The sequence below is a fragment of the Arthrobacter sp. AFG7.2 genome (assembly GCF_002892835.1).
Classification (GTDB): Bacteria; Actinomycetota; Actinomycetes; order Actinomycetales; family Micrococcaceae; genus Arthrobacter.
In genome coordinates this window covers 116,422-136,774 of sequence record NZ_PJMB01000007.1, presented here as the reverse complement: position 1 = coordinate 136,774, position 20,353 = coordinate 116,422, and the positions used below count along the sequence as shown (strand labels likewise).

16 protein-coding genes are annotated in these 20,353 nt (G+C 66.0%); 7 read left to right on the top strand and 9 right to left on the bottom strand.

The window, feature by feature from the left end; genetic code table 11:
- Window positions 1-149 precede the first annotated feature (149 nt).
- Together ppgK and map are read right to left on the bottom strand one after the other, a co-directional pair.
- Window positions 150-953, bottom strand: coding sequence for a polyphosphate--glucose phosphotransferase (ppgK, locus tag CXX84_RS13630; protein WP_102977252.1), 804 nt, complete (start codon window positions 951-953; stop codon window positions 150-152).
- Between the two features lie 131 nt (window positions 954-1,084).
- On the bottom strand, window positions 1,085-1,963 hold the full coding sequence (gene map / locus CXX84_RS13625) for a type I methionyl aminopeptidase (RefSeq protein ID WP_102977251.1): 879 nt from the start codon (window positions 1,961-1,963) through the stop codon (window positions 1,085-1,087).
- A 121-nt stretch (window positions 1,964-2,084) separates the two neighbouring features.
- Here map and CXX84_RS19010 point away from each other — a divergent pair, with 121 nt between their 5' ends.
- Window positions 2,085-2,249 (top strand): SPOR domain-containing protein, encoded by a 165-nt coding sequence (locus tag CXX84_RS19010; RefSeq protein ID WP_146031883.1) that lies wholly within the window; start codon window positions 2,085-2,087, stop codon window positions 2,247-2,249.
- Between the two features lie 52 nt (window positions 2,250-2,301).
- On the opposite strand, the gene panB is transcribed toward CXX84_RS19010, so the two are convergent.
- Complete coding sequence (gene panB, locus CXX84_RS13620; protein ID WP_102977250.1) at window positions 2,302-3,201, bottom strand: 3-methyl-2-oxobutanoate hydroxymethyltransferase; 900 nt, start codon at window positions 3,199-3,201, stop codon at window positions 2,302-2,304.
- A 274-nt stretch (window positions 3,202-3,475) separates the two neighbouring features.
- Here panB and glnA (CXX84_RS13615) point away from each other — a divergent pair, with 274 nt between their 5' ends.
- Genes glnA (CXX84_RS13615) through CXX84_RS13605 form a run of 3 tightly spaced genes read left to right on the top strand, consistent with a single transcriptional unit; the run spans window position 3,476 to window position 8,384 of the window.
- Window positions 3,476-4,816 (top strand): type I glutamate--ammonia ligase, encoded by a 1,341-nt coding sequence (gene glnA / locus CXX84_RS13615; RefSeq protein ID WP_102977330.1) that lies wholly within the window; start codon window positions 3,476-3,478, stop codon window positions 4,814-4,816.
- A 9-nt stretch (window positions 4,817-4,825) separates the two neighbouring features.
- A complete protein-coding gene (locus tag CXX84_RS13610; protein ID WP_102977249.1) occupies window positions 4,826-7,837 on the top strand; it encodes a bifunctional [glutamine synthetase] adenylyltransferase/[glutamine synthetase]-adenylyl-L-tyrosine phosphorylase in 3,012 nt (1,003 codons plus the stop codon).
- 4 nt (window positions 7,838-7,841) lie between these two features.
- A complete protein-coding gene (locus tag CXX84_RS13605; RefSeq protein ID WP_102977248.1) occupies window positions 7,842-8,384 on the top strand; it encodes a GNAT family N-acetyltransferase in 543 nt (180 codons plus the stop codon).
- A gap of 256 nt (window positions 8,385-8,640) precedes the next feature.
- Here the strand turns inward: CXX84_RS13605 and glnA (CXX84_RS13600) are convergent, their stop codons facing one another.
- Window positions 8,641-10,065 carry a type I glutamate--ammonia ligase gene (glnA, locus tag CXX84_RS13600; protein ID WP_102977247.1) on the bottom strand — a complete coding sequence of 475 codons (1,425 nt, stop codon included), beginning with the start codon at window positions 10,063-10,065 and terminating at the stop codon, window positions 8,641-8,643.
- 303 nt (window positions 10,066-10,368) lie between these two features.
- On the opposite strand from glnA (CXX84_RS13600), the gene CXX84_RS13595 reads away from it, so the two are divergent.
- On the top strand, window positions 10,369-10,806 hold the full coding sequence (locus CXX84_RS13595) for an RDD family protein (RefSeq protein WP_102977246.1): 438 nt from the start codon (window positions 10,369-10,371) through the stop codon (window positions 10,804-10,806).
- 35 nt (window positions 10,807-10,841) lie between these two features.
- On the opposite strand, the gene CXX84_RS13590 is transcribed toward CXX84_RS13595, so the two are convergent.
- From CXX84_RS13590 to lipB, 4 genes are all read right to left on the bottom strand, one after another.
- Window positions 10,842-11,201 carry a DUF3817 domain-containing protein gene (locus tag CXX84_RS13590; RefSeq protein ID WP_102977245.1) on the bottom strand — a complete coding sequence of 120 codons (360 nt, stop codon included), beginning with the start codon at window positions 11,199-11,201 and terminating at the stop codon, window positions 10,842-10,844.
- Between the two features lie 81 nt (window positions 11,202-11,282).
- Window positions 11,283-12,035, bottom strand: coding sequence for a DUF4191 domain-containing protein (locus CXX84_RS13585; RefSeq protein WP_102977244.1), 753 nt, complete (start codon window positions 12,033-12,035; stop codon window positions 11,283-11,285).
- 97 nt (window positions 12,036-12,132) lie between these two features.
- Complete coding sequence (gene lipA, locus CXX84_RS13580; RefSeq protein ID WP_102977243.1) at window positions 12,133-13,140, bottom strand: lipoyl synthase; 1,008 nt, start codon at window positions 13,138-13,140, stop codon at window positions 12,133-12,135.
- Entirely contained in the window at window positions 13,137-13,805 is a 669-nt protein-coding gene (lipB, locus tag CXX84_RS13575; RefSeq protein WP_102977242.1) for a lipoyl(octanoyl) transferase LipB, read from the bottom strand. Before lipB ends, lipA begins: the two co-directional genes overlap by 4 nt.
- A gap of 162 nt (window positions 13,806-13,967) precedes the next feature.
- Here lipB and CXX84_RS13570 point away from each other — a divergent pair, with 162 nt between their 5' ends.
- Complete coding sequence (locus CXX84_RS13570) at window positions 13,968-15,716, top strand: serine/threonine-protein kinase (RefSeq protein ID WP_102977241.1); 1,749 nt, start codon at window positions 13,968-13,970, stop codon at window positions 15,714-15,716.
- A 105-nt stretch (window positions 15,717-15,821) separates the two neighbouring features.
- On the opposite strand, the gene CXX84_RS13565 is transcribed toward CXX84_RS13570, so the two are convergent.
- Complete coding sequence (locus CXX84_RS13565; protein ID WP_102977240.1) at window positions 15,822-16,730, bottom strand: TIGR01777 family oxidoreductase; 909 nt, start codon at window positions 16,728-16,730, stop codon at window positions 15,822-15,824.
- Between the two features lie 73 nt (window positions 16,731-16,803).
- On the opposite strand from CXX84_RS13565, the gene CXX84_RS13560 reads away from it, so the two are divergent.
- Complete coding sequence (locus CXX84_RS13560; RefSeq protein ID WP_102977239.1) at window positions 16,804-20,331, top strand: S41 family peptidase; 3,528 nt, start codon at window positions 16,804-16,806, stop codon at window positions 20,329-20,331.
- Window positions 20,332-20,353: the final 22 nt, after the last annotated feature.

The window sequence follows — 20,353 nt, the reverse complement described above, 5'->3', positions numbered from 1 at the left end:
TACCCGGGAGCTTGAAGGCCAGCGCGCTTCTCTGCGCCTGGGATCACAGAGCACACACGCAGCGGCGCAGCTCAGGCTCCCGGCGCGCGTTAAACCAGTGTGCCGCCGTCGCCCGCTGCATTGCTGACGACGGCGGCACGGAACCTGCGCTATTTGGCGAGCTTGTGCTTCAACGCGATTTCGATGGCGGCGCCGACGATGCCGGCCTCGTTGCGAAGGACCGCCGGCACGATGGGCGTGCGGAGGCGGAGGTTGGGCAGGTACTCATTGGCGCGCTTGGAGATGCCCCCGCCCACGATGAACAGTTCCGGGGAGAACAGGAATTCGACGTGCGAAAAGTAGCGCTGGAGCAGGACGCTGTACTCATCCCAGGACAGCCCGTCACGTTCACGGGCCACGGCGGAAGCCTTCGTTTCAGCGTCGTGGCCGTCGATCTCCAGGTGGCCCAGTTCAGCGTTGGGAACCAGCTTGCCGTCGAAGATGAAGGCCGAGCCGATTCCGGTACCCAGGGTGATCACCAGGACGGTGCCCTTGACGCCGGCTCCGGCGCCGTACCGGGCTTCGGCCAGTCCTGCGGCGTCGGCGTCGTTGATGACCTCCACGGGCCTGCCCAGGCGGGCAGTCAGGAGGCCGTCGATGTCCATGGAGAGCCAGCTCTTGTCCACGTTGGCCGCGGAGTGGACCACGCCGTGCTGGATGATGCCGGGGAACGTCACACCGACGGGTGAGTCGGCAGCAGGCGCTTCCGGACGGGCGGACAGTTCGGACACCACCAGTGCCACGGCCTCCGCAACGGATTCAGGCGTGGCGGGCTGCGGGGTGGGGACGCGGAACCGTTCACCGAGCAGTTTGCCCTTCTTCAGGTCGACAATGCCGCCCTTGATTCCCGTGCCTCCGATGTCGATGCCGATCAGCGGGGCGTTCTTGTGCGGTTTCTCGTCCTTCTTGGCCAATGGGTTTCCGTTCGTGGCAGGGGCGGGCAGGATGGCAACGGCCGGTGGCCGGCCGTGGAGTGGTGTCCGGTCGGGAACCGGGAGGGGTACAGCAGGTGGTCAGTACAGCGTGGTGGTGGTGATTGGCCAGCCTAGGGCAGGGTGAGGATCTCTGCGCCGGTGTCCGTCACCAGCAGGGTGTGTTCAAACTGCGCGGTGCGCTTCCGGTCTTTGGTCACAACGGTCCAGTCGTCGGCCCACATATCCCATTCCACGGTGCCGAGGGTAAGCATCGGTTCGATGGTGAAGACCATGCCGGCTTCGATCACCGTATTGTAGGCCGGGGCCGCGTCATAGTGCGGAATGATGAGCCCGGTGTGGAAGGCTTCGCCCACGCCGTGGCCGGTGAAGTCGCGGACCACCCCATAGCCAAAGCGCTTGGCATAGGACTGGATGGCCCTGCCAATGACGTTGATCTCCCGGCCGGGAGCCACAGCCTTGATCGCCCGGTTCAGCGACTCCCGGGTTCGTTCCACCAGGAGGCGGGATTCCTCGTCCACATCGCCCACCAGGAAGGTGTAGTTGGTGTCCCCGTGGACGCCGTTGATGAAAGCGGTGATGTCGATGTTGAGGATGTCGCCGTCCTGGACCACCGTGCTGTCCGGGATGCCGTGGCAGATGACCTCATTCAGTGACGAGCACAGCGACTTCGGGAAGCCCCGGTAGCCCAGGGTGGACGGGTAGGCGTGGTGGTCAAGGAGGAACTCGTGGCCCACCTTGTCCAGCAGGTCCGTGGTGACACCCGGCTCGATGTGCTTGCCGACTTCCACGATTGCCTGTGCCGCAATCTTTCCCGCGACCCGGATTTTCTCGATGGTCTCCGGGGACTTGACTTCCGAGCCCGTGAATTTTGCCGGCGCGGGCCTGCCGACATACTCCGGCCGGGGGATGGACGCCGGAACGGGACGCTGCGGACCTATGGTTCCCGGGGTGAGGGTGCCGATGGGTGCAGTCGAGGCAAGGGAAGGCATAGATTGATCATATAAGGCAGTGCAGAACGCCTAGCAACCGGAAGCCGCACGGGGCCTGCGTAAGAATTTAAGTTACGCGGATCACGCCGCAGCTTCCCCGCCGCCGGAACGAGGAGCAACGATGACTGAGTACTGGTACAACGTCAGGACGCACGAGATCGAAGAGGACCGGGTATCCGACTGGAGCCAGCTGATCGGGCCCTACAAAACGCGGGAAGAAGCGGAACACGCCCTTGAGAAGGTCCGGGCCCGCAATGTCGCCTGGGAAAAGGACGACGACGACTGACAGTTGGGCGGGCAGGCTGCCCCCGTGCCGGCCCGTCCCTGCACCGGCGCGGTTAGAAGGTGTGCTCGGGTCCGGGGAACCGGCCTGACCTGACGTCCTCGCCGTAGGCCGCGGCCGCGTCCAAAAGGGTGCTGCGGAGGTCCGCGTACTGCTTGACGAACTTGGCCATCCGACCGCCCCGGAGCCCGGCCATATCCTGCCAGACAAGCACCTGGCCCGTTGTTTCCTTGCCCGCGCCGATGCCCACAGTGGGAACGGTGACAGCCGCATCCACGGCAGCTGCCGTTTCAGCAGGGACCATCTCCATGAGCACGCAGAAGGCTCCGGCTTCAGCCAGGGCGACGGCGTCGTCAATGAGCCGCTTGGCGTCGTCGCCACGGCCCTGCACGCGGTAGCCGCCGAGTGCGTGCTCGCTTTGCGGAGTGAAACCGATGTGGGCCATGACGGGAATTCCGGCCTGGACCATGGCTTTCACAGTGGGAGCGTAGTATGCGCCGCCCTCGATCTTCACCGCGTGGGCGAGGCCTTCCTTGAGGAACCGGACACCGGCGGCGACGGCCTGTTCGGCCGAGACCTCGTAGCTGCCGAACGGCAGGTCAGCCACAACGAGCGCGCGCCTGGCGCTCCGGGCGACCGCGCGGCACAGGGGCAGCAGCTCATCCACCGTGACCGGAAGGCTGGTCTCGTTGCCGAACACGTTGTTCGAGGCCGAGTCCCCGACGAGGAGCACTTCGATGCCGGCGGCATCGAAGATCTCCGCCGTGTACTGCTCATAGGCGGTCAGCATCGCGAACCTGGTGCCGTCATTCTTGGCCTGCTGCAGGTGGTGGATGCGCACCTTGGCCGGCTTCCGCTCCGCGGCTGCGGCCGCTGCCTGCCCCGGCCCGCTGCCGTAGGGGGCGGGGACGTCGGCGGACATGCTGCTGGAATCGGAGCTGTTGCTGGAGGCCATGGCATGAGCGTAGTGCGGCAGCCGCTCTCCTAGCTACCGCCGGCCGGAGCCGCACAGCGTGATTACGGTCATAGGAGCAGCCATCCGGCAGCTCCGGACCGCTAGCGCAGTCCGGCTGCAGGGCTGGAATCCGGGCGCATGGTGTTAACGCTGTGTTACGTGCGGCAGCGGCTCCAGCATCGGCGCCGAATGCTTAGTACAGTGTTGGTGAACTGCTGCCGGCTTCCCCTTCGCGGGCCCCGGAGCATGCACGTTGACCGGAGAAGAGGCCATCATGGACCGCCAGCAAGAGTTTGTCCTGCGCACTATCGAAGAGCGGGACGTACGTTTCGTGCGCCTGTGGTTCACCGACGTCGTGGGTTCGCTCAAGTCCGTGGCACTCGCCCCGGCCGAGGTTGAGGGTGCGTTTGAGGAAGGACTGGGCTTCGACGGCTCCGCGATTGAAGGCCTGGCCCGGGTGTTCGAATCAGACATGCTGGCCCAGCCTGATCCCTCCACTTTCCAGATCCTGCCCTGGCGCGGCGAGACCGAACAGACCTCGCGCATGTTCTGCGACATCCTCACCCCCGATGGTGAACCGTCCGCTGCAGATCCGCGCAATGTCCTGAAGCGGACCCTTGCCAAGGCCGCGGACATGGGCTTTACCTGCTACACCCACCCGGAAATCGAGTTCTACCTCCTCAAGTCGCAGGAACCCGGGCCGGACGGCGCGCCTGTGCCCGTGGATGAAGGCGGTTATTTCGACCATGTCCCCGGCGGCGTGGCCCAGGACTTCCGCCGGACCGCCGTCACCATGCTCGAATCCGTTGGCATCTCCGTGGAGTTCAGCCACCACGAGGCCGGCCCGGGCCAGAACGAAATAGACCTGCGCTACGCTGACGCCCTCCAGACCGCGGACAACATCATGACCTTCCGTACGGTCATCAAGGAAGTGGCGCTGCAGCAGGGCACGTACGCCACGTTCATGCCCAAGCCGTTCACGGCCCACCCCGGCTCCGGCATGCACACGCACTTTTCCCTGTTCGAAGGCGACGCCAACGCTTTTTACGAAGCCGGTGCCGAGTTCCAGCTGTCAAAAACGGCCCGCCAGTTCATCGCCGGGATCCTCAAGCACGCCCCCGAGTTCACGGCAGTGACCAACCAGTTCGTCAACTCGTACAAGCGGCTCTGGGGCGGCGGCGAGGCGCCGAGCTACCTGAGCTGGGGCCACAACAACCGCTCAGCCCTGGTGCGCGTTCCGCTGTACAAGCCGGGCAAGGGCCAGTCTGCACGGATCGAATACCGCGGTATTGATTCCGCGGCAAACCCCTACCTGGCGTACGCCGTCCTCCTCGGCGCCGGCCTGAAAGGCATCGAGGAAGGCTACGACCTTCCCGCCGCAGCCGAGGATGACGTCTGGTCGCTGAGTTCTGCCGAGCGCCGGGCTATGGGCCACGATCCCCTTCCCGCCAGCCTCCATGACGCCATCCGGACCATGGAAGACTCGGAACTGATGCCCCAGATCCTGGGCGAGCAGGTCTTTGAGCACTTCCTGCGCAACAAGCGCGCCGAGTGGCAGGACTACCGCCTGCAGGTGACGCCCTACGAACTGCAGCGCAACCTCGGCATCCTTTAGGCTGCGGGCGTGAGCCTGGCACGCCGCCTCATTGCGGCCGGTTTCAGCGACCTTGAGAAAGGCGAGCGGTTCCTGGCTGCGCCGGAACTGGAAGGGCTCGAACCGGAGCGGCTGTTTGCGGGCCTGCAGATGGCAGCCAGCCCGGACACCGCCCTGCAGTCGCTGGTCCGCCTGATTGAAAAGCATCCGGAGCTCCGGGACCTGGCCGCCGCCGACCCCGACATCAGCGAACCGATGTACCGCGTGCTGGGCGCGTCCGAAGCGCTGGGTGAATTCCTGATCCGCCATCCGGAGCACCTGGCAGCCTTCCGGGTGCGCGCGAGCCCCGAACCCGTGCAGTCCGATCCTGCCTCCCTGCGTGAGGTGCTGCTGCAGTCCGTGGGCGCCGATCCGCGTGCCGTCCGGCCCGTGGCAGCCGGCGGTGGAACGGACGCCTACGCGGCCCTTCGAACGGCCTACCGCAGGGGAGTGGTGGACCTGGCCGTCAAGGATCTGTGTGCCGCTGATCCGCTGGACTTCCTGCCGTCGGTGGGCGCGGAACTTGCCGACCTTGCAGGGGCAGCCATCGAAGCTGCCCTGGCGGTCTCGCGCGCAGAGGCCGCCGGCCAGTACGGCACTGACGATGTTGCCGCCGTCGGCCTCGCCGTCATCGGCATGGGCAAATGCGGCGCCCGCGAGCTGAACTACATCTCCGACGTCGACGTCATCTACGTGGTGGACCCTGGCAGCCTGGACGATGCCCGCGCCAGCACTATCGGGACTGCCCTGGCCAGCGGAATTTCCCGCGCCATCTCCTCCGTTGCCCGCGAGCCGGGGCTGTGGGAAGTGGACGCGAACCTTCGCCCGGAAGGAAAATCCGGACCCCTGGTCCGCACCCTGGCCTCGCACGAGTCCTACTATGCCCGCTGGGCGGAAACCTGGGAGTTCCAGGCGCTGTTGAAGGCCCGGACCATCGCCGGTGACGCCGATCTGGGCCGCCGTTACGAGGACGCCGTCGCGCCGTTGATCTGGAGTTCTGCGAGCCGGGACGGATTCGTGGAATCGGTGCAGGCGATGCGCCGCCGTGTCACCGAGCATATCCCTGCCGCCGAGGAGCAGCGCCAGATCAAGCTCGGCCGCGGCGGGCTGCGGGACGTTGAATTCACCGTCCAGCTGCTCCAGCTGGTGCACGGAAAAGCAGACGAAAACCTCCGACGGCGGGACACCACCTCCGCCATCGCTGCCCTCTCGGCGGGAGGGTATATCGGCCGCTCCGATGCCGCCGCCTTCGATAACGCGTACCGGTACCTGCGCCTGCTGGAACACCGGATCCAGCTGTTCCAGCTGCGCAGGACGCACCTCATGCCGGTCGCTGAACCAGCCCTCCGGTCGCTGGCCAAGGCTGTGCTGGGGCCTTTCTCCAACGAGCGGCCGCATCCGGACGCCCTGCTGGCCACGTGGCAGAAGACCAAGCGCTCCGTCCGGGAACTGCATGAGCGGATCTTCTACCGGCCGCTGCTGAACACCGCGGCCAAGCTCAGCACCGAAGACGCCAGGCTGACACCGGAAGCAGCCCAGGGCCGGCTCGCCGCACTCGGTTACCTGGACCCGAAGGGGGCCATGCGCCACATCGAGGCCCTGACCGCCGGGGTCAGCCGCCGTGCTGCCCTTCAGCGGCAGCTGCTGCCCATCCTGCTGGACTGGCTGGCGGAAGGGGTGGACGCCGACGCCGGACTCCTCGCCTTCCGCCGCGTCAGCGAGGCCCTGGGAACCACCCACTGGTACCTTGGCCTGCTCCGGGACTCCAATGCTGCCGCAGAGCGGCTGTGCCACATGCTCTCCAACTCCCGGCTGATCGCGGATCTGCTTGAGGTTTCGCCTGAGTCCGTGGCCTGGCTTGGCCAGGACAAGGACCTGGCACCGGTGGGTTTTGAAGCCCAGTGGCAGGAAATCACGTCCAAGATGTCCCGGCACGCTGATCCGGAGAGCGCCATGCGTCTCATCCGGCTGATCCGGCGCCGCGAGATCCTTCGGATCGCCATCGCCGATTCAGCCGGGCTGCTGGACCAGGACCAGGTGGGGGCGGCCCTGGCGGACACGGACCGGGCTGCAGTGCTGGGTGCCCTGCGGGTGGCGGAAGGCATCGTCTCCGCAAGCGGTCCGCTGAAGACGGCAGTGCTGGTGGTCGCGATGGGACGGCAGGGAGGCCGCGAGATTGGTTACGGTTCGGACGCGGATGTCATGTATGTACACAGGGCCCTGCCGGGTTTCAGCGAGGCTGAAGCGCAGGAGCAGGCCGCCCGGATCGTGGCGAAGGTTTCCACCCTGCTGACCCAGCCGCTGAAACCGGCCATCATGGCTGAGCGCGTGCTGCAGATGGACGCGGACCTGCGGCCCGAGGGGAAAAACGGGGCCATGGTCCGTTCCCTTGACTCCTTCGCAGAGTACTACCGGCGCTGGTCCCTCATCTGGGAGGCCCAGGCGCTGCTGCGGGCCCGTCCCATGGCCGGCAATGATGATCTGGCAAGGGACTTCCTGGAACTCATCGTTCCCATCCGGTACCCCGAATCAATCGCCGAGACGGATGTGCGGGAAATCCGGCGGGTCAAGGCGCGGGTGGAGTCGGAACGCCTGCCCCGCGGCGCTGACCCCGCGCGGCACCTGAAACTCGGCCGCGGCGGATTGAGCGACGTGGAATGGCTGGTCCAGCTCCTGCAGCTGCAGCATGCCCGCCGCCATCCGGAGCTGCGGACCACGTCCACGCTGGAGGCACTGGACGCAGCCGCACGGCTTGGCCTGCTTGAGCAGGACGACGCCGGCCTGCTGGCCGCCGCGTGGCGGCTTGCCAGCCGGATCAGGTCTGCCAACGTGATCTGGAACGGCAAGGCCTCGGACCTGCTGCCCTCATCGCGGCGCGACCTGGAAGCCGTGGCGCGCTGGTGCGGATATGAGCCGGGGCAGGCCGCAGTACTGGAGGAGGACTACCTCCGGGTCAGCAGGCGGGCACGGGGAGTTTTCGAGCGGATTTTCTACGGACAGTAACCGAATGGCCAATACTTACAGCCTGGACCTGAGCGTCTGGCTCATCCCGCTCCGGGACCTCGACGACGATGCGCGGGCAGTACAGCTGGGAGCCGTGGCTGAGCTTGAACTCGGCCCCGGCCAGCAGCAGTTTGTGGGCGATCCGCTCCGCATGGCCCTGGCCGGCCTGGCTGAGGAGTCGCGCAGGCCCTATGTGATCGAGTCCGGCGGCCGGGCCGTTGGCGTGCTGACCCTGCAGGCGGGGGCGGCGCGCCTGGCGGGGTGGCCCGATGATGACTCGGCGTGGCTGCTGCGGGGCTTCCTGATTGACAGGCGGGACCAGGGCAGGGGGCTGGGTCCGCTCGCTGCTGCTGCTGCCGTGGCTGCCGCCCGAAAACTCACGCTTCGGCACGACACGGGGGAGGCCGGCGTCGTTCTTTCCGTAAATGAAGCGAACCCCGCAGGCCTGACCGCTTATCTCCGCGCAGGATTCGTGGACCGGGGGCAATATACGGGCGGGCAGTCAGGCCCCCAGCGGATCATGTTCCGCAGTTTTGGGCCACAATGACATAACGGGCGGCGGGCCGCGTTTGCGCTGAGAAAGCGATTGCCCGATCATGTGGAGTGGCGGTGTCCTTCAACCTTGTTGGGGGGAAGGCTGAATGGTCTTTGTCCCGGGGGGCATTCGTCAGGGGGTCTGGTTCCCGGTCTCAGCACGTCTGGAGCTGGGCCCCCACCTTATCGTTGAACGAAAAGAAGGCGGCCACCGGATACCCGGTGGCCGCCTTCTGCAGTCTCAGTGGCCCGGATGAGCGGGCCGCAGGCTAGACGCCGTAGTAGAGCTCGAACTCGTAGGGGTTCGGGCGCAGGGACAGCGGGCGGATCTCGTTCTCGTACTTGTACTCGATCCAGGTGTCGATCAGGTCCTGGGTGAACACGCCGCCGGCCTGCAGGAACTCGTTGTCCTCGCGCAGTGCCTCCAGCGCCTCCTCAAGCGTGCCCGGTGCCTTGGGGATGTCCTTGGCCTCTTCGGCGGGGAGCTCGTAGAGGTCTTTGTCGATCGGGGCGGGGGGTTCGATGCGGTTGCGGATGCCGTCGATGCCGGCCATCAGCTGGGCAGCGAAGGCCAGGTACGGGTTGGAGGAGGGGTCCGGAGCGCGGAACTCGATGCGCTTGGCCTTCGGGTTGGAGCCCGTGATCGGAATGCGGATACCGGCGGAGCGGTTGCCCTGCGAGTAGACCATGTTGACCGGAGCTTCGAAGCCCTTGACCAGGCGGCGGTAGGAGTTCACCGTCGGGTTGGTGAAGGCCAGGACAGCAGAGGAGTGCTTGAGCAGTCCGCCAATGTACCAGCGGGCGGTGTCGGACAGGCCGGCATAACCCTTCTCGTCGTAGAACAGCGGCTCGCCGCCGGTCCACAGGGACTGGTGGCAGTGCATGCCGGAACCGTTGTCACCGAAGACCGGCTTCGGCATGAAGGTCACTGACTTGCCCCAGGCATCCGCGGTGTTCTTGATGACGTACTTGAACTTCTGCAGGTCATCGGCAGCGTGGGTCAGCGTGGTGAACTTGTAGTTGATCTCGGCCTGGCCGGCGGAGCCAACCTCGTGGTGGCTGCGTTCCACCTCAAGGCCTGCCTCGTCCAGGGCGACGCACATGGCGTCACGGAGATCAGCCTGCTTGTCGGTGGGGGAGACCGGGAAGTAACCGCCCTTGACGGGGGTCTTGTAGCCGAGGTTTCCGCCCTCTTCCTCGCGGCCGCTGTTCCAGTGGGCTTCCTCGGAATCGATCTTGTAGAAGCTGCCCTCGGGGGAGGACTGGTACTGCACGTTGTCGAACACGAAGAACTCGGCTTCGGGGGCGAAGAATGCGGTATCAGCGATACCGGTCGAGGCGAGGTAGGCTTCAGCCTTCTCTGCCACGCCGCGGGGGTCGCGGTGGTAGGGATCCCCGGTGCGGGGGTTGACGATGGAGAAGTTCAGCGCGAGGGTCTTCTCCATGCGGAAGGTATCCAGGAACGCCGTGGTGACGTCCGGGATGAGCTGCATGTCAGACTCTGCAATGCCCTGGAAGCCGCGGATGGAGGATCCGTCGAAGAGCTGGCCGTTGATGAAGAAGTCAGCGTCAACGCTCTTGGCGGGGACGTTGAAGTGCTGCTGGACGCCCGGAAGATCGGTGAAACGGATGTCGACGAACTTAATATCTTCGTCTTTGATGAACTTGAGGACTTCGTCCGCAGTCTTGAACATCTATGCTCCTAACGCATATGTGAATATCTGGCGTGCAAGCCAGCTGATCCAGCGCAATCCGAAGGCAGGGAAACACTGGTGTTTCCCTGCTGTGAGTACCCTGCCGTGACTACCTGCTGCAGTACTGCATGCGGTGGGTTGCTTGAAACTGGTAACAGCCTATTGACGCGGCATTTCCCGTCGGTGTCCGCATTGTTTCGGGCAGGTTACAGAATGCCCTGATACGGCAACGCTATCCTGCGTCCACTGTGTGGTCTAACCCCATCCACAGTGTGGTCGGCAGGAAGTCGGTAAGCTTGGACGGTGGTAGATCGCAATGACATTGGCTCCTGGCTCTCCGGCCCCGACACCTCGGGCATCTCCAAATATCCGGGGGAGCGGCTGGGACTGCCGGAGTCCGGGCCCGGCTCCATTGCCCGTGCCGGCCGCAGGATTGCGGCCATCATGATCGACTGGGGCATCGCGCTTTTGATCAGCAACTTCGCCTTCGGAGGCGACGCGTGGGCCACGCTGGCGATCTTCGCCGTCGAACAAGTCCTCCTGATCGGAACCCTCGGCTACAGCATTGGGCACCGTGTCATGGGCATTCACGTGGTGAAGGCCGGCGGCGCGCCGGCCGGTCCGCTGGCCGCACTGGTGAGGTCAGTTTTGCTCTGCCTTGTCATCCCTGCGGTCATTTTCGATCCGGACCACCGAGGCCTGCATGACAAGGCCATGAACACGCTGCTGCTCAGGCGCTGAAGGCTGCGGCCCGGACGACAGGAACCGCGGGTTTGCTATACCTGGCTGGTTTCCCGGACTGACGCGGCGTCCTGCTCTGCGGCCGTGGCGGTGAGGTAGCCCCGTTTGTCCGCCCAGCGCTCGAACAGAATCGTGGCGAACGGGAAGACGGCGGACATGCCCGCGAACAGGGCCACCACGAAGGGCCAGCGCTGCAGCCGCCAGAGGGCCAGTGCCGCGATGCCGTAGCCCACAAACAGGGCGCCATGGACAGGCCCCGCTACCTGGACACCTATTTCGGTGGTTCCGGCGATCCATTTGAAGTACATGCCAATGAGGAGCGCTGCCCAGCTGAAGGCTTCCGCGATGGCCAGGATCCGGAACGCGCGGATAACTGCGGTTTTTGTGAGGGCCATGATGATTTCCTGTCCTGCTGTCAGCCGTAAAAAAGCGCCCCGGCTGCCGGTACAGACCGGAACCGGGGCGCGTTCCAAAACCTAGCGTCCGCGGTTGGGACGCGCCTTGTAGGGATCAATACCCTTGGGAATGGGGAGGCGGTTGCCCAGCGAGGAGATCCGCTTGGACACTGCGTTCACCTCAAGCTTGGTCAGTTCCTTCTTGAGCTTGCCCATCTTCTTGGCCACCTCACTGATCGGAACCTGGCCTTCGCCGCGGCCGCTCTCAATCACGTGGACGGTGACGTTGGGCAGGATGCGCGCAAGGCGCTTGCGTTCCGCATCCAGCAGCGGCTTCACCCGGTGCGTGGGGCCTTCACTGACGAGTACGACGCCGGGACGGCCAATGGCGCGGAACACGGCGTCCTGCGTCCGGGGATTCACGGCGACAGGCTGTTCCTCCGTGATCCAGCCGCGGCGCAGCGTGCCCAAGGCAGCGCCGGAAGCGCCCGGCTGGTTCTCGATCTGGGCGAAGGCTGCGCGTTCGGCCCGGCGCGACAGGATGAGGGTGGCGCCCAGGAAGCCCAGGGGAATGCCGATGATCAGGCCCGTGATCCAGTTTTCCAGCCAGTAGCCCACCAGGAAGCTCACGGCCACAATGCCAAGGAACACCAGCAGCATCAGCCACGGGACCATGGGGTCGTGGCGGCGGGTCATGGTGAAGACTTCGCGGATCTGCTTGAGCCTGCTGGGCTTCTTGGCCTTCGCTTCTTTCGGCTTGCGCGAGAAGAGGCCACGCTTGACAGCGCTGGAGCCAGACGGAGTGGAGTTGCTGGAATCAGGGGATTTCGCCATAGTGCCTCAATTCTACGTGACCAAAGCCGTAGGGCCGGCACCGGAGTCTTCCGGTGCCGGCCCTGCGCGGGACGCCTGTTGAGTCGGGAACTGCTGGTCAGGAGCGGGCTGCGAGGAGGGAGCTGGCTTCCTGGCGGGTGGTGCCGGAGGACTCGATGTGGGCCAGTTCTGCAGGGATCTCCCAGCCCTTCTTCCGCATCGCGGTGGCCCAGAGCCGGCCGGCGCGGTAGGAGGAGCGGACCAGCGGGCCGGACATCACGCCGAGGAAGCCGATCTCGGTGGCCTCGTCCTGGAGGTCCACGAATTCCTGCGGCTTGACCCAGCGGTCCACCGGCAGGTGCCGCTCGGACGGGCGCAGGTACTGGGTGATGGTGATCAGGTCGCAGCCGGCCTCGTGCAGGTCCCGGAGTGCTTCGGAGATTTCCTCGCGGGTTTCGCCCATGCCCAGGATCAGGTTGGACTTGGTCACCATGCCCAGGTTCCGGCCCTGCGTGATCACATCCAGGGACCGCTCGTACCGGAACGCCGGCCGGATCCGCTTGAAAATCCTGGGCACGGTCTCGACGTTGTGCGCGAACACCTCGGGCTTGGAGTCGCAGATCGCGGCGATGTGTTCGGGTTTGCCGGAGAAGTCCGGGATCAGTAGCTCAACGCCGGTGCCGGGGTTCAGTTCGTGGATTTTCCGGACTGTCTCGGCGTACAGCCACACGCCCTCGTCCTCAAGGTCGTCGCGGGCCACGCCGGTGACGGTGGCGTAGCGCAGCTGCATCGCCTGCACGGACCGGGCCACCTTGGTCGGTTCGAACCTGTCCACCGGGGAGGGTTTGCCGGTATCGATCTGGCAGAAATCACACCTGCGGGTGCACTCGGACCCGCCGATCAGGAACGTGGCTTCCTTGTCCTCCCAGCACTCAAAAATGTTGGGGCAGCCGGCCTCCTCGCACACCGTGTGCAGGCCTTCCTTCTTCACCAGGTTCTTGAGCTGGACGAACTCCGGGCCCATCTGGACCTTGGCCTTGATCCACTCCGGCTTACGCTCCACCGGAACAGCAGAGTTGCGCTGTTCAACGCGCAAAAGCTTCCGGCCTTCAGGTGCCAATGTCACAGTAGAGCTCCTTCGGGGGTAGCGACCAGGGCGTCTTCATTCTTGCGCAGTTCTTCAGTAATGCGGGAAACGAGGTCAGCCGGGGCGACGTCATAACCTGTTTCCCGGGCAATCGTTGTCACGCCGGCATCCGTAATGCCACAGGCGATGATCTGTGAGTACGGGGCAAGATCGTTGTTGCAGTTGATGGCGAACCCGTGCATGGTCACGCCGTCATGCACGCGGATGCCGATCGCCGCGATCTTCCGGTCGGGGCCCTTGATGTCCGCGGTGATCCACACCCCGGCCCGGCCCTTGATGCGTACAGCGTTGATTCCATAATCGGCCAGCACCGCAATGATCACGGACTCCAGGCGTTCCACGTAGTCCCGGATGCCCGCCCGGTTCTTCAGTTTGATGATGGGGTATCCCACCAGCTGGCCGGGTCCGTGCCAGGTCAGTTTCCCGCCGCGGTCCACCGGGACCACGGGGGTGCCGTCGAAGGGCCGCTCGTGATCCTCGGTCCGTTTGCCCGCTGTGTATACCGGCCCGTGCTCAAGGAGGAGGACAGTGCTTGGGGCCACCCCCGCGACCACTTTGGCGTGGAGTTCGCTCTGGATTTCCCAACCACGCAGGTAGTCGACGAAATCAGGAGCAAGACCCAGCTGTGAAAACTCAAGAGTCATGGCATCCAGCTTAGACCGCGTGCCGTCCCGTACCCGCTTTAGTGTTCAAGCTCACCCACTCGTACCGGGTCAGCCGGCAGCACTCCGGTTGTTGTGGCACCTGGCCGGAGCAGCCTGTGGATAACTTCTGCGCTGCAGCCGTGATTCGGCTAGACATGACGTATGGAAAACCCGCAGGCTCCCGACCTACCCGGCTTCACCCTGGGCCGGCTGCTGGGCAGCGGCGGCAGCGCGTCGGTTTGGCTGGCAAGAGAGCATCAGACCGGCCGGAACTTTGCCGTAAAGTGCTTCCGAACCGTGCCGGGCGGACCGCACAGCGCAGAGGCAATAACGGAGGACGCCATAAGGCGGGAGATCCGTATCCTGTCCCTCCTGGACCACCCGCACCTGGTCAAAGCCCATGACGTCGTCCGGCTTGCCGTGCCGGAAGACGGAACAGCCCTGGTTATGGACTACGCGCCCGGCGGGTCACTGGCCGCACTTCTGGAAGTCCGCGGAAGGCTGAGCGTTGGTGAAACAGTCACCGTGCTGACGCCCGTAGCCCAGGTCCTTGGTTACCTGCACGGCCACGGATTCACGCATTCGGATGTTGCGCCGGGCAACGTCCTGTTTACCGGCCAGGGCAAACCTCTGCTGTCCGACCTCGGCATAGCCCGGATCCTGGGCGACCCAGGCGATGCTGCAACATCAGGAACGCCAGGGTTTATGGATCCGGCACCGGCGGACCCGGTGCGCGGCCTGCAACCCGAACGGGATGTCTATTCGGCGGCGGCGCTGGGCTGGTTCTGCCTTACCGGACAGGCGCCGCCCCGGACGGCTTACCGGCCGCCGCTGTCCCTCCTGGTCCCCGAGGTTCCCCGGGAGTTGGCAGCTGCCCTGGAAGCCGGACTTGATGAGAACCGGAGGCGGCGGCCGACGGCGGCCGCGCTGGCCACGGCCGTGTACCGCAGCGCGTCACCCCAGCCGCTTGACCTCGCAGCGTCGGTCCACCCCACCGTCGTCCCGGAGCTGGTGACCCGCCGTCATGTGCCGGACGCGTCCCGGCCTGGAGCTGTAAGGGAGAAGGTCAAAGCGGCCGGCAGGTGGATATCTACGGCCACGTGGGTCCGTTTGCCCATTTCCGTGCAACGCATGCCGTTCCCGCCCACCAGGAATGATCGTGCGGCGTCCGGCGGCAAACACGCAGGCAGGGCGCCGCGCAGCGGGCCTCGCACGGCGCTGCTGCTACGCGGCCTGCCGGCAGCAGCCGGCGTGCTGGGCCTGGCAGCTGCCTGGTGGATTGTGGGACCCGGACCGCTGCCGGCGGAATCTCCCCCTGCAGCAGTTGCCATACAAGGGCAGGAGACGGTCAGCGGACAGGGGGCTGATATTGCGCGGGAGGATGGCGCTGTGCAGGAGGGCAGCACCCTTGGGAAAGACGGTGACACGGGAGGTGGCCGGACAGTGGCGCCGGAAGCAGCACCTCTGCCCGCCGGCATCGGAACCCTTGACGTGCTTGCCGCCGCGGGCAGGCAGCAGGCCCGGGCTGAAGACCCCGCCCAGGCTGTACGCGGCCTCGCTGTCCTGCGCGACCTGGCGTTCAGCAGCGGGCATCTGGAGCTCCTGGGCGAGGTGAACGTGGACGGTTCACCGGCAGCCATCGCCGACCAGCAGACAGCGGAACGGCTGCGGGGCCCGGGGCACGTCCTGGCCGGGTTTTCCAGCACCCTTGCGGACGTACGCACTGAGGAGGGGGCAACGTCCGCGCAGGCGGTGGTCCGTGTGCGCTCCAGTTCCTCGGCGTACGAGGAAAAGGATTCAGGTGGGTCTGTCGTGGGAACAGGTTCCGCCAGCAAAGACCGTGGACTCAGGCTCGTACTCGTCGCCGTGAACGGAACGTGGCGGATCAGCGAGATCCGGCCGGGAGACTGATCGTTGCAACCGGCTGGCCCCACCTGATCTTCGCCGACCGCCTTCCTGCCTCGTGTCCGGACGTTGAATACCTGGCACTCCCTTGCCGCGGAAGACAGGGTGTCCCTAGTCCTGGCCGGGTTCGTCCTTGGCCGCGACCCACCGGACGGCCCGGGCGAGCGTGGGATGTTGCCAGGTGAACCCCGCCCCGGAAAGCACGGCGGGCTCGACGCGCTGGCTTGCCAGGAGGAGCTCCTCCGCCAGTTCCCGCATCACCAGGCGGAGGACAGGGGCCGGAACGCGCAGCGCCGCAGGGCGGTGCAGGGCGTGGGCGAGCGACGCCACCAGGGCGTTGACGTCGGCCTCCTCGGGAGCGCACACGTTCACGGGCCCGCTGACCTCGGACTCCAGCAGGAAGAGGAACGCGGAGGAGACATCAGGCAGCGTCACCCAGGGCCAAAACTGCCGGCCGTTCCCCAGCGGCCCGCCCACACCCAGGCGGATCAACGGCAACAACCTGCCCAACGCGCCGCCGGAGCGGCTGAGTACCACGCCCGTCCGCGTGACCACCACCCGGACACCCGGGGGTGCCTCCGCGGCCGCCGCCTCCCATTGGCCACAAATCCGCGCCAGCGTTCCGGCACCTTGCGGCGCATTTTCGCGCAGCACAGTGTTGCCGGCATCACCGTAGTAGCCGGAACCGGACTGGCTGATAAAGACAGGGGGCGGCGAATCCAGCTGCCGCATCGCTTTGGTAAGAGTCCGCGTCGGGCCCAGCCGTGAGCTGAAGAGCTCATCCACCCGTTTGCGGGTCCACGGCCTGTCCCCGATGCCCGCACCGGACAGATTAACCACGGCGTCCGCGCCGGCAAGCGCCTGCGGATCCAGCCGGCCCGCCGCGGGGTCCCACCGGATCTGCGACGCTGAGGCTGGCTCCCGCCTGACCAGGGACACGACCTCGTGGCCGGCGTTGCGGAAGGTTTCTGACATGGAGGTACCGATAAGCCCGGAGGCCCCGGCCATGACGATGCGCATGGTACATCTCACCACGCCGCATCACCGGCGGCACCTCCCGACAGGCCGCAGGAGGGGTGACTATGATCGAACGATGACCTTTTCGAGCTACTTTCGTTTCCCCCATCTGCACGGCGATCTGGTCACCTTCGTGGCCGAGGATGACGTGTGGATTGCGCCCCTGGGCGGTGGCCGGGCCTGGCGTGTCTCTGCACTCCAATTGCCTGCCCGAAACCCCCGCTTCACCCCTGACGGGAAGCGGCTGGTGTGGACGGTTGTCCAGGGAACGGCGCCTGAAGTGGTCACGGCGGACGTCGACGGCGGCGGGTACCGGCAGTTGACCTACTTCGGTCACAGCACAACAAGGGTCAAGGGCTTTACCGCCGCCGGTTCCGTGGTGGTCACGAGCGCTTTCCGCCAGGCCGAAAGCAGGCACACCTACGCCTACAGCGTCCCCCTGGAGGGCGGCTGGGCCGAGGAACTTCCGTTCGGACCCGTCGAGTCAGTGGCCTTCGGCCCTGAAGTGGGTGACGAACGCCCCGTCGTGGTGGGCAGCGTGCTGTCCCGGGAGCCTGCCTGGTGGAAACGCTACCGCGGCGGCACTGCGGGAAAGCTGTGGATTGACGCGGACGGCAACGGCGAGTTCGAGCGCCTGCTCCCCGACATTGACGGCAACCTGGCTGATCCGATGTGGGTGGACGGCCGGGTTGTGTTCCTTTCCGACCACGAGGGCTACGGCAACCTCTACTCGGTCCTTCCGGACGGAAAGGACCTGCGCCGGCACACGGACCACGAGGACTTCTACGTCAGGCATGCCGCTACTGACGGCAAGCGTGTCATCTTCGAGTCGGCCGGCGAGCTGTGGGTCATGCACCATCTTGGTGCGGACCCCGTCCGGCTGGATATCACCCTGGGCTCGGCCTCACAGTCCAGGCGCCCCGCCCTGCTCAAGACCAGTAGGCACCTTGCCGCGGCCGTTCCCGACACCACAGGCTCTGCCGGTGCAGTCGAAGCCCACGGCACCATCCACTGGCTCCGCCACAAGGACGGGCCTTCCCGCATCATCGAGGCAACGCCGGGGGTCCGGGCCCGCCTGCCCCGGCCCTTGGGGGACGGCCGGCTGGCATACATTGCCGACCACGACGGTGTGGAGGCGTTGTATCTCAAGGACATCGCGGCTCCTGTACCCCACCCGTCCGGGACTGCCGGGCCGGGCCGTCCGAGCGCAGGCATGGGTGCAGCAGCCAGTGGCACAGCCGCCGGCCAGGAGCCGGCAGCGGCAGGGGACGAGGACACCGTGGTCCTCCCGCAGCCAGTCCCGGCTGCGGGCGCTGCCGTGTTGAGCGGGAGCACCATACCTGTCCATGGCAGCGATGAACAGGCCGACGTCGCGCCTGAAACTGCCACGACGGCTGACGATGCTCCGGCAGCTCCCGCTGCACTGCGCATCGCCTTTCCCCGGCCCTCGCGGGCCAGCGCGATGGAAGCGAGCCCTGACGGACGAAGGATCGCCCTGGGCACATCCTTCGGCGAGGTATTCGTCGCAGACACGGCAACGGGCGAGTTGACGCTGGTGTCCAGTATTGGCGAGGGCACTATTGCCGACCTCGCCTGGTCGGGGGACTCGCAATGGCTGGCGTGGTCGGAGCCCGTGACCTCGTTTGGATCCCGCAGCCGGCTGCGGCTGGCCAATGTGGCAACGCCGGGATCCACTCCGGTGGATGTCACTGACGGGCGGTTCGGTGACAAGTCACCTGCATTTACCCCGGATGGGAAGTTCCTCGCCTTCCTGTCCAACCGGAGTTTTGACCCGGTCTACGACGGACATTCCTTCGATCTTTCCTTTCCCAACCCCATCAAGCCATACCTCCTGGCACTCGCAGCGGAGACGCCGTCGCCCTTTGGACCGGCGGTGGATTCCCAGGGTGGAGACGCAGCGGCCGAAGAAGAAGGGGAAAAGGGCGACGACGGCCCCCGCCCCGATAATGCAGCCCCGGAAGTGCGGGTGGAGGCAGAAGGGCTGGCCCACCGGGTCATCACCGTTCCCGTGCCGCAGGGCAACTACACCTCGCTGAAAGCCACCGGGGGAGCGTTGCTGTGGCTCGACTGGGCCCTCGCCGGGGTAACCGGAGACGGCAAAGCCAGCCAGGAGGACAAGGACGCCCGCCCCAGCCTGGTCCGGTTCGATCTCACCCGGCGCAAGCAGACGACCCTGGTGGACGCCCTGGACAGCTTCCGCCTGTCAGGTGACCGCAGCAAGGTAGTGCTGATCGCTGACAAGCAGGTCACAGTGGTCCCGGCAGATACCAAGGCAGACGAGGAGTCCGGGAAGCTCGTAAAGGTCGATCTTGGCCGTGTCCGCGTCATGATGGATCCGCTCAGCGTCTGGGGCCAGGCCTTCGACGAGGCCTGGCGGCTGCAGCGCGACTTCTTCTGGACCGAGGACATGGCCGGGCAGGACTGGGAATCCATCTACCGCCGCTATCGTCCACTGGTGGAGAGGCTGGGTTCGCACGATGACCTGGTGGACCTCCTGTGGGAACTTCACGGCGAGCTGGGAACCTCCCACGCCTACGTCCGGCCGGCACCGGTCACGGAAAACGGCAGCCACGGCCAAGGCAGGCTGGGAGCCGACGTGGCCCACACTGCTGGAGGATGGGAAATCACCCGCATCCTGGCAGGTGAATCGTCCGATCCGCTGGCCACGTCACCCCTGACCCGGCCCGGAGTCGGCGGTAAGGCAGGGGACATCCTGCTGGCCATCGACGGCGTCCCGCTCTCAGAAAGCGTCACACCGGCCATGCAGCTGGTGGGAGCCGCAGGACGCGCCGTCGAACTGACCCTCCTGAACGGTCCCTCGCACGGCGCCGCAGCGGGCAACCAGCGCAGGGTCGCCGTCGTGCCCGTCAAGGACGAGGAGCGCCTGCGCTACCAGGAATGGGTGGCCACCAACAGGCGTACCGTCCGCGAAGCCTCCGGGGGCACCTTTGGTTACCTGCACATCCCGGACATGATGGCCAACGGGTGGGCCCAGCTGCATCGGGACCTGGATACGGAAACAGCGCTGGACGGCCTGATTGTTGACGTGCGGCGCAACCGTGGCGGGCATACCTCCCAGCTGGTGGCCGAGCTCATCGGCCGCAAGGTCACGGGATGGAGCATGCCGCGCGGGGAAAAGCCCCGCACCTACCCCCATCACGCGCCGCGCGGCCCGGTGATCATCCTCGCTGATGAATTTGCCGGCTCGGACGGGGACATCATTACCCAGGTGTCAAAGCTGAGGGGGATCGGACCGGTCATCGGAACGCGTACCTGGGGCGGCGTAGTGGGTATCGACAACCGATTCACCCTTGCCGACGGCACGGGCGTGACACAGCCGCGGTACGCCACCTGGTTCGGCGGCGGGGTGGGCTGGAGCGTTGAAAACTACGGTGTGGACCCGGACATCGAAGTTGTGTACCCGCCCCATGCCTATGCGGCGAGCCGTGATCCGCAGCTGGAGTACGGCATTGGCGCGCTGAAGGAAATGATCCAGGAGCTGCCCACGGACCGCCCGCCGGCCCGTGAAGGATACCGCCGCCTGCGTCCCGCGCCGCTGCCTGCACGCCAGCAGGGGAAGTAAGCCGGCAGGGCAAGGAAGCACA

Coding starts and splice junctions, on each gene's coding strand:
- panB (WP_102977250.1), bottom strand. CDS start 3,201: ATGGCCTCCAGCAACAGCTCCGATTCCAGCAGCATGTCCGCCGACGTC.
- CXX84_RS13565 (WP_102977240.1), bottom strand. CDS start 16,730: ATGCGCATCGTCATGGCCGGGGCCTCCGGGCTTATCGGTACCTCCATG.
- CXX84_RS13570 (WP_102977241.1), top strand. CDS start 13,968: ATGGAAAACCCGCAGGCTCCCGACCTACCCGGCTTCACCCTGGGCCGG.
- CXX84_RS13605 (WP_102977248.1), top strand. CDS start 7,842: ATGGCCAATACTTACAGCCTGGACCTGAGCGTCTGGCTCATCCCGCTC.
- map (WP_102977251.1), bottom strand. CDS start 1,963: ATGCCTTCCCTTGCCTCGACTGCACCCATCGGCACCCTCACCCCGGGA.
- CXX84_RS19010 (WP_146031883.1), top strand. CDS start 2,085: ATGACTGAGTACTGGTACAACGTCAGGACGCACGAGATCGAAGAGGAC.
- lipB (WP_102977242.1), bottom strand. CDS start 13,805: ATGACTCTTGAGTTTTCACAGCTGGGTCTTGCTCCTGATTTCGTCGAC.
- CXX84_RS13560 (WP_102977239.1), top strand. CDS start 16,804: ATGACCTTTTCGAGCTACTTTCGTTTCCCCCATCTGCACGGCGATCTG.
- CXX84_RS13590 (WP_102977245.1), bottom strand. CDS start 11,201: ATGGCCCTCACAAAAACCGCAGTTATCCGCGCGTTCCGGATCCTGGCC.
- glnA (WP_102977247.1), bottom strand. CDS start 10,065: ATGTTCAAGACTGCGGACGAAGTCCTCAAGTTCATCAAAGACGAAGAT.
- glnA (WP_102977330.1), top strand. CDS start 3,476: ATGGACCGCCAGCAAGAGTTTGTCCTGCGCACTATCGAAGAGCGGGAC.
- CXX84_RS13585 (WP_102977244.1), bottom strand. CDS start 12,035: ATGGCGAAATCCCCTGATTCCAGCAACTCCACTCCGTCTGGCTCCAGC.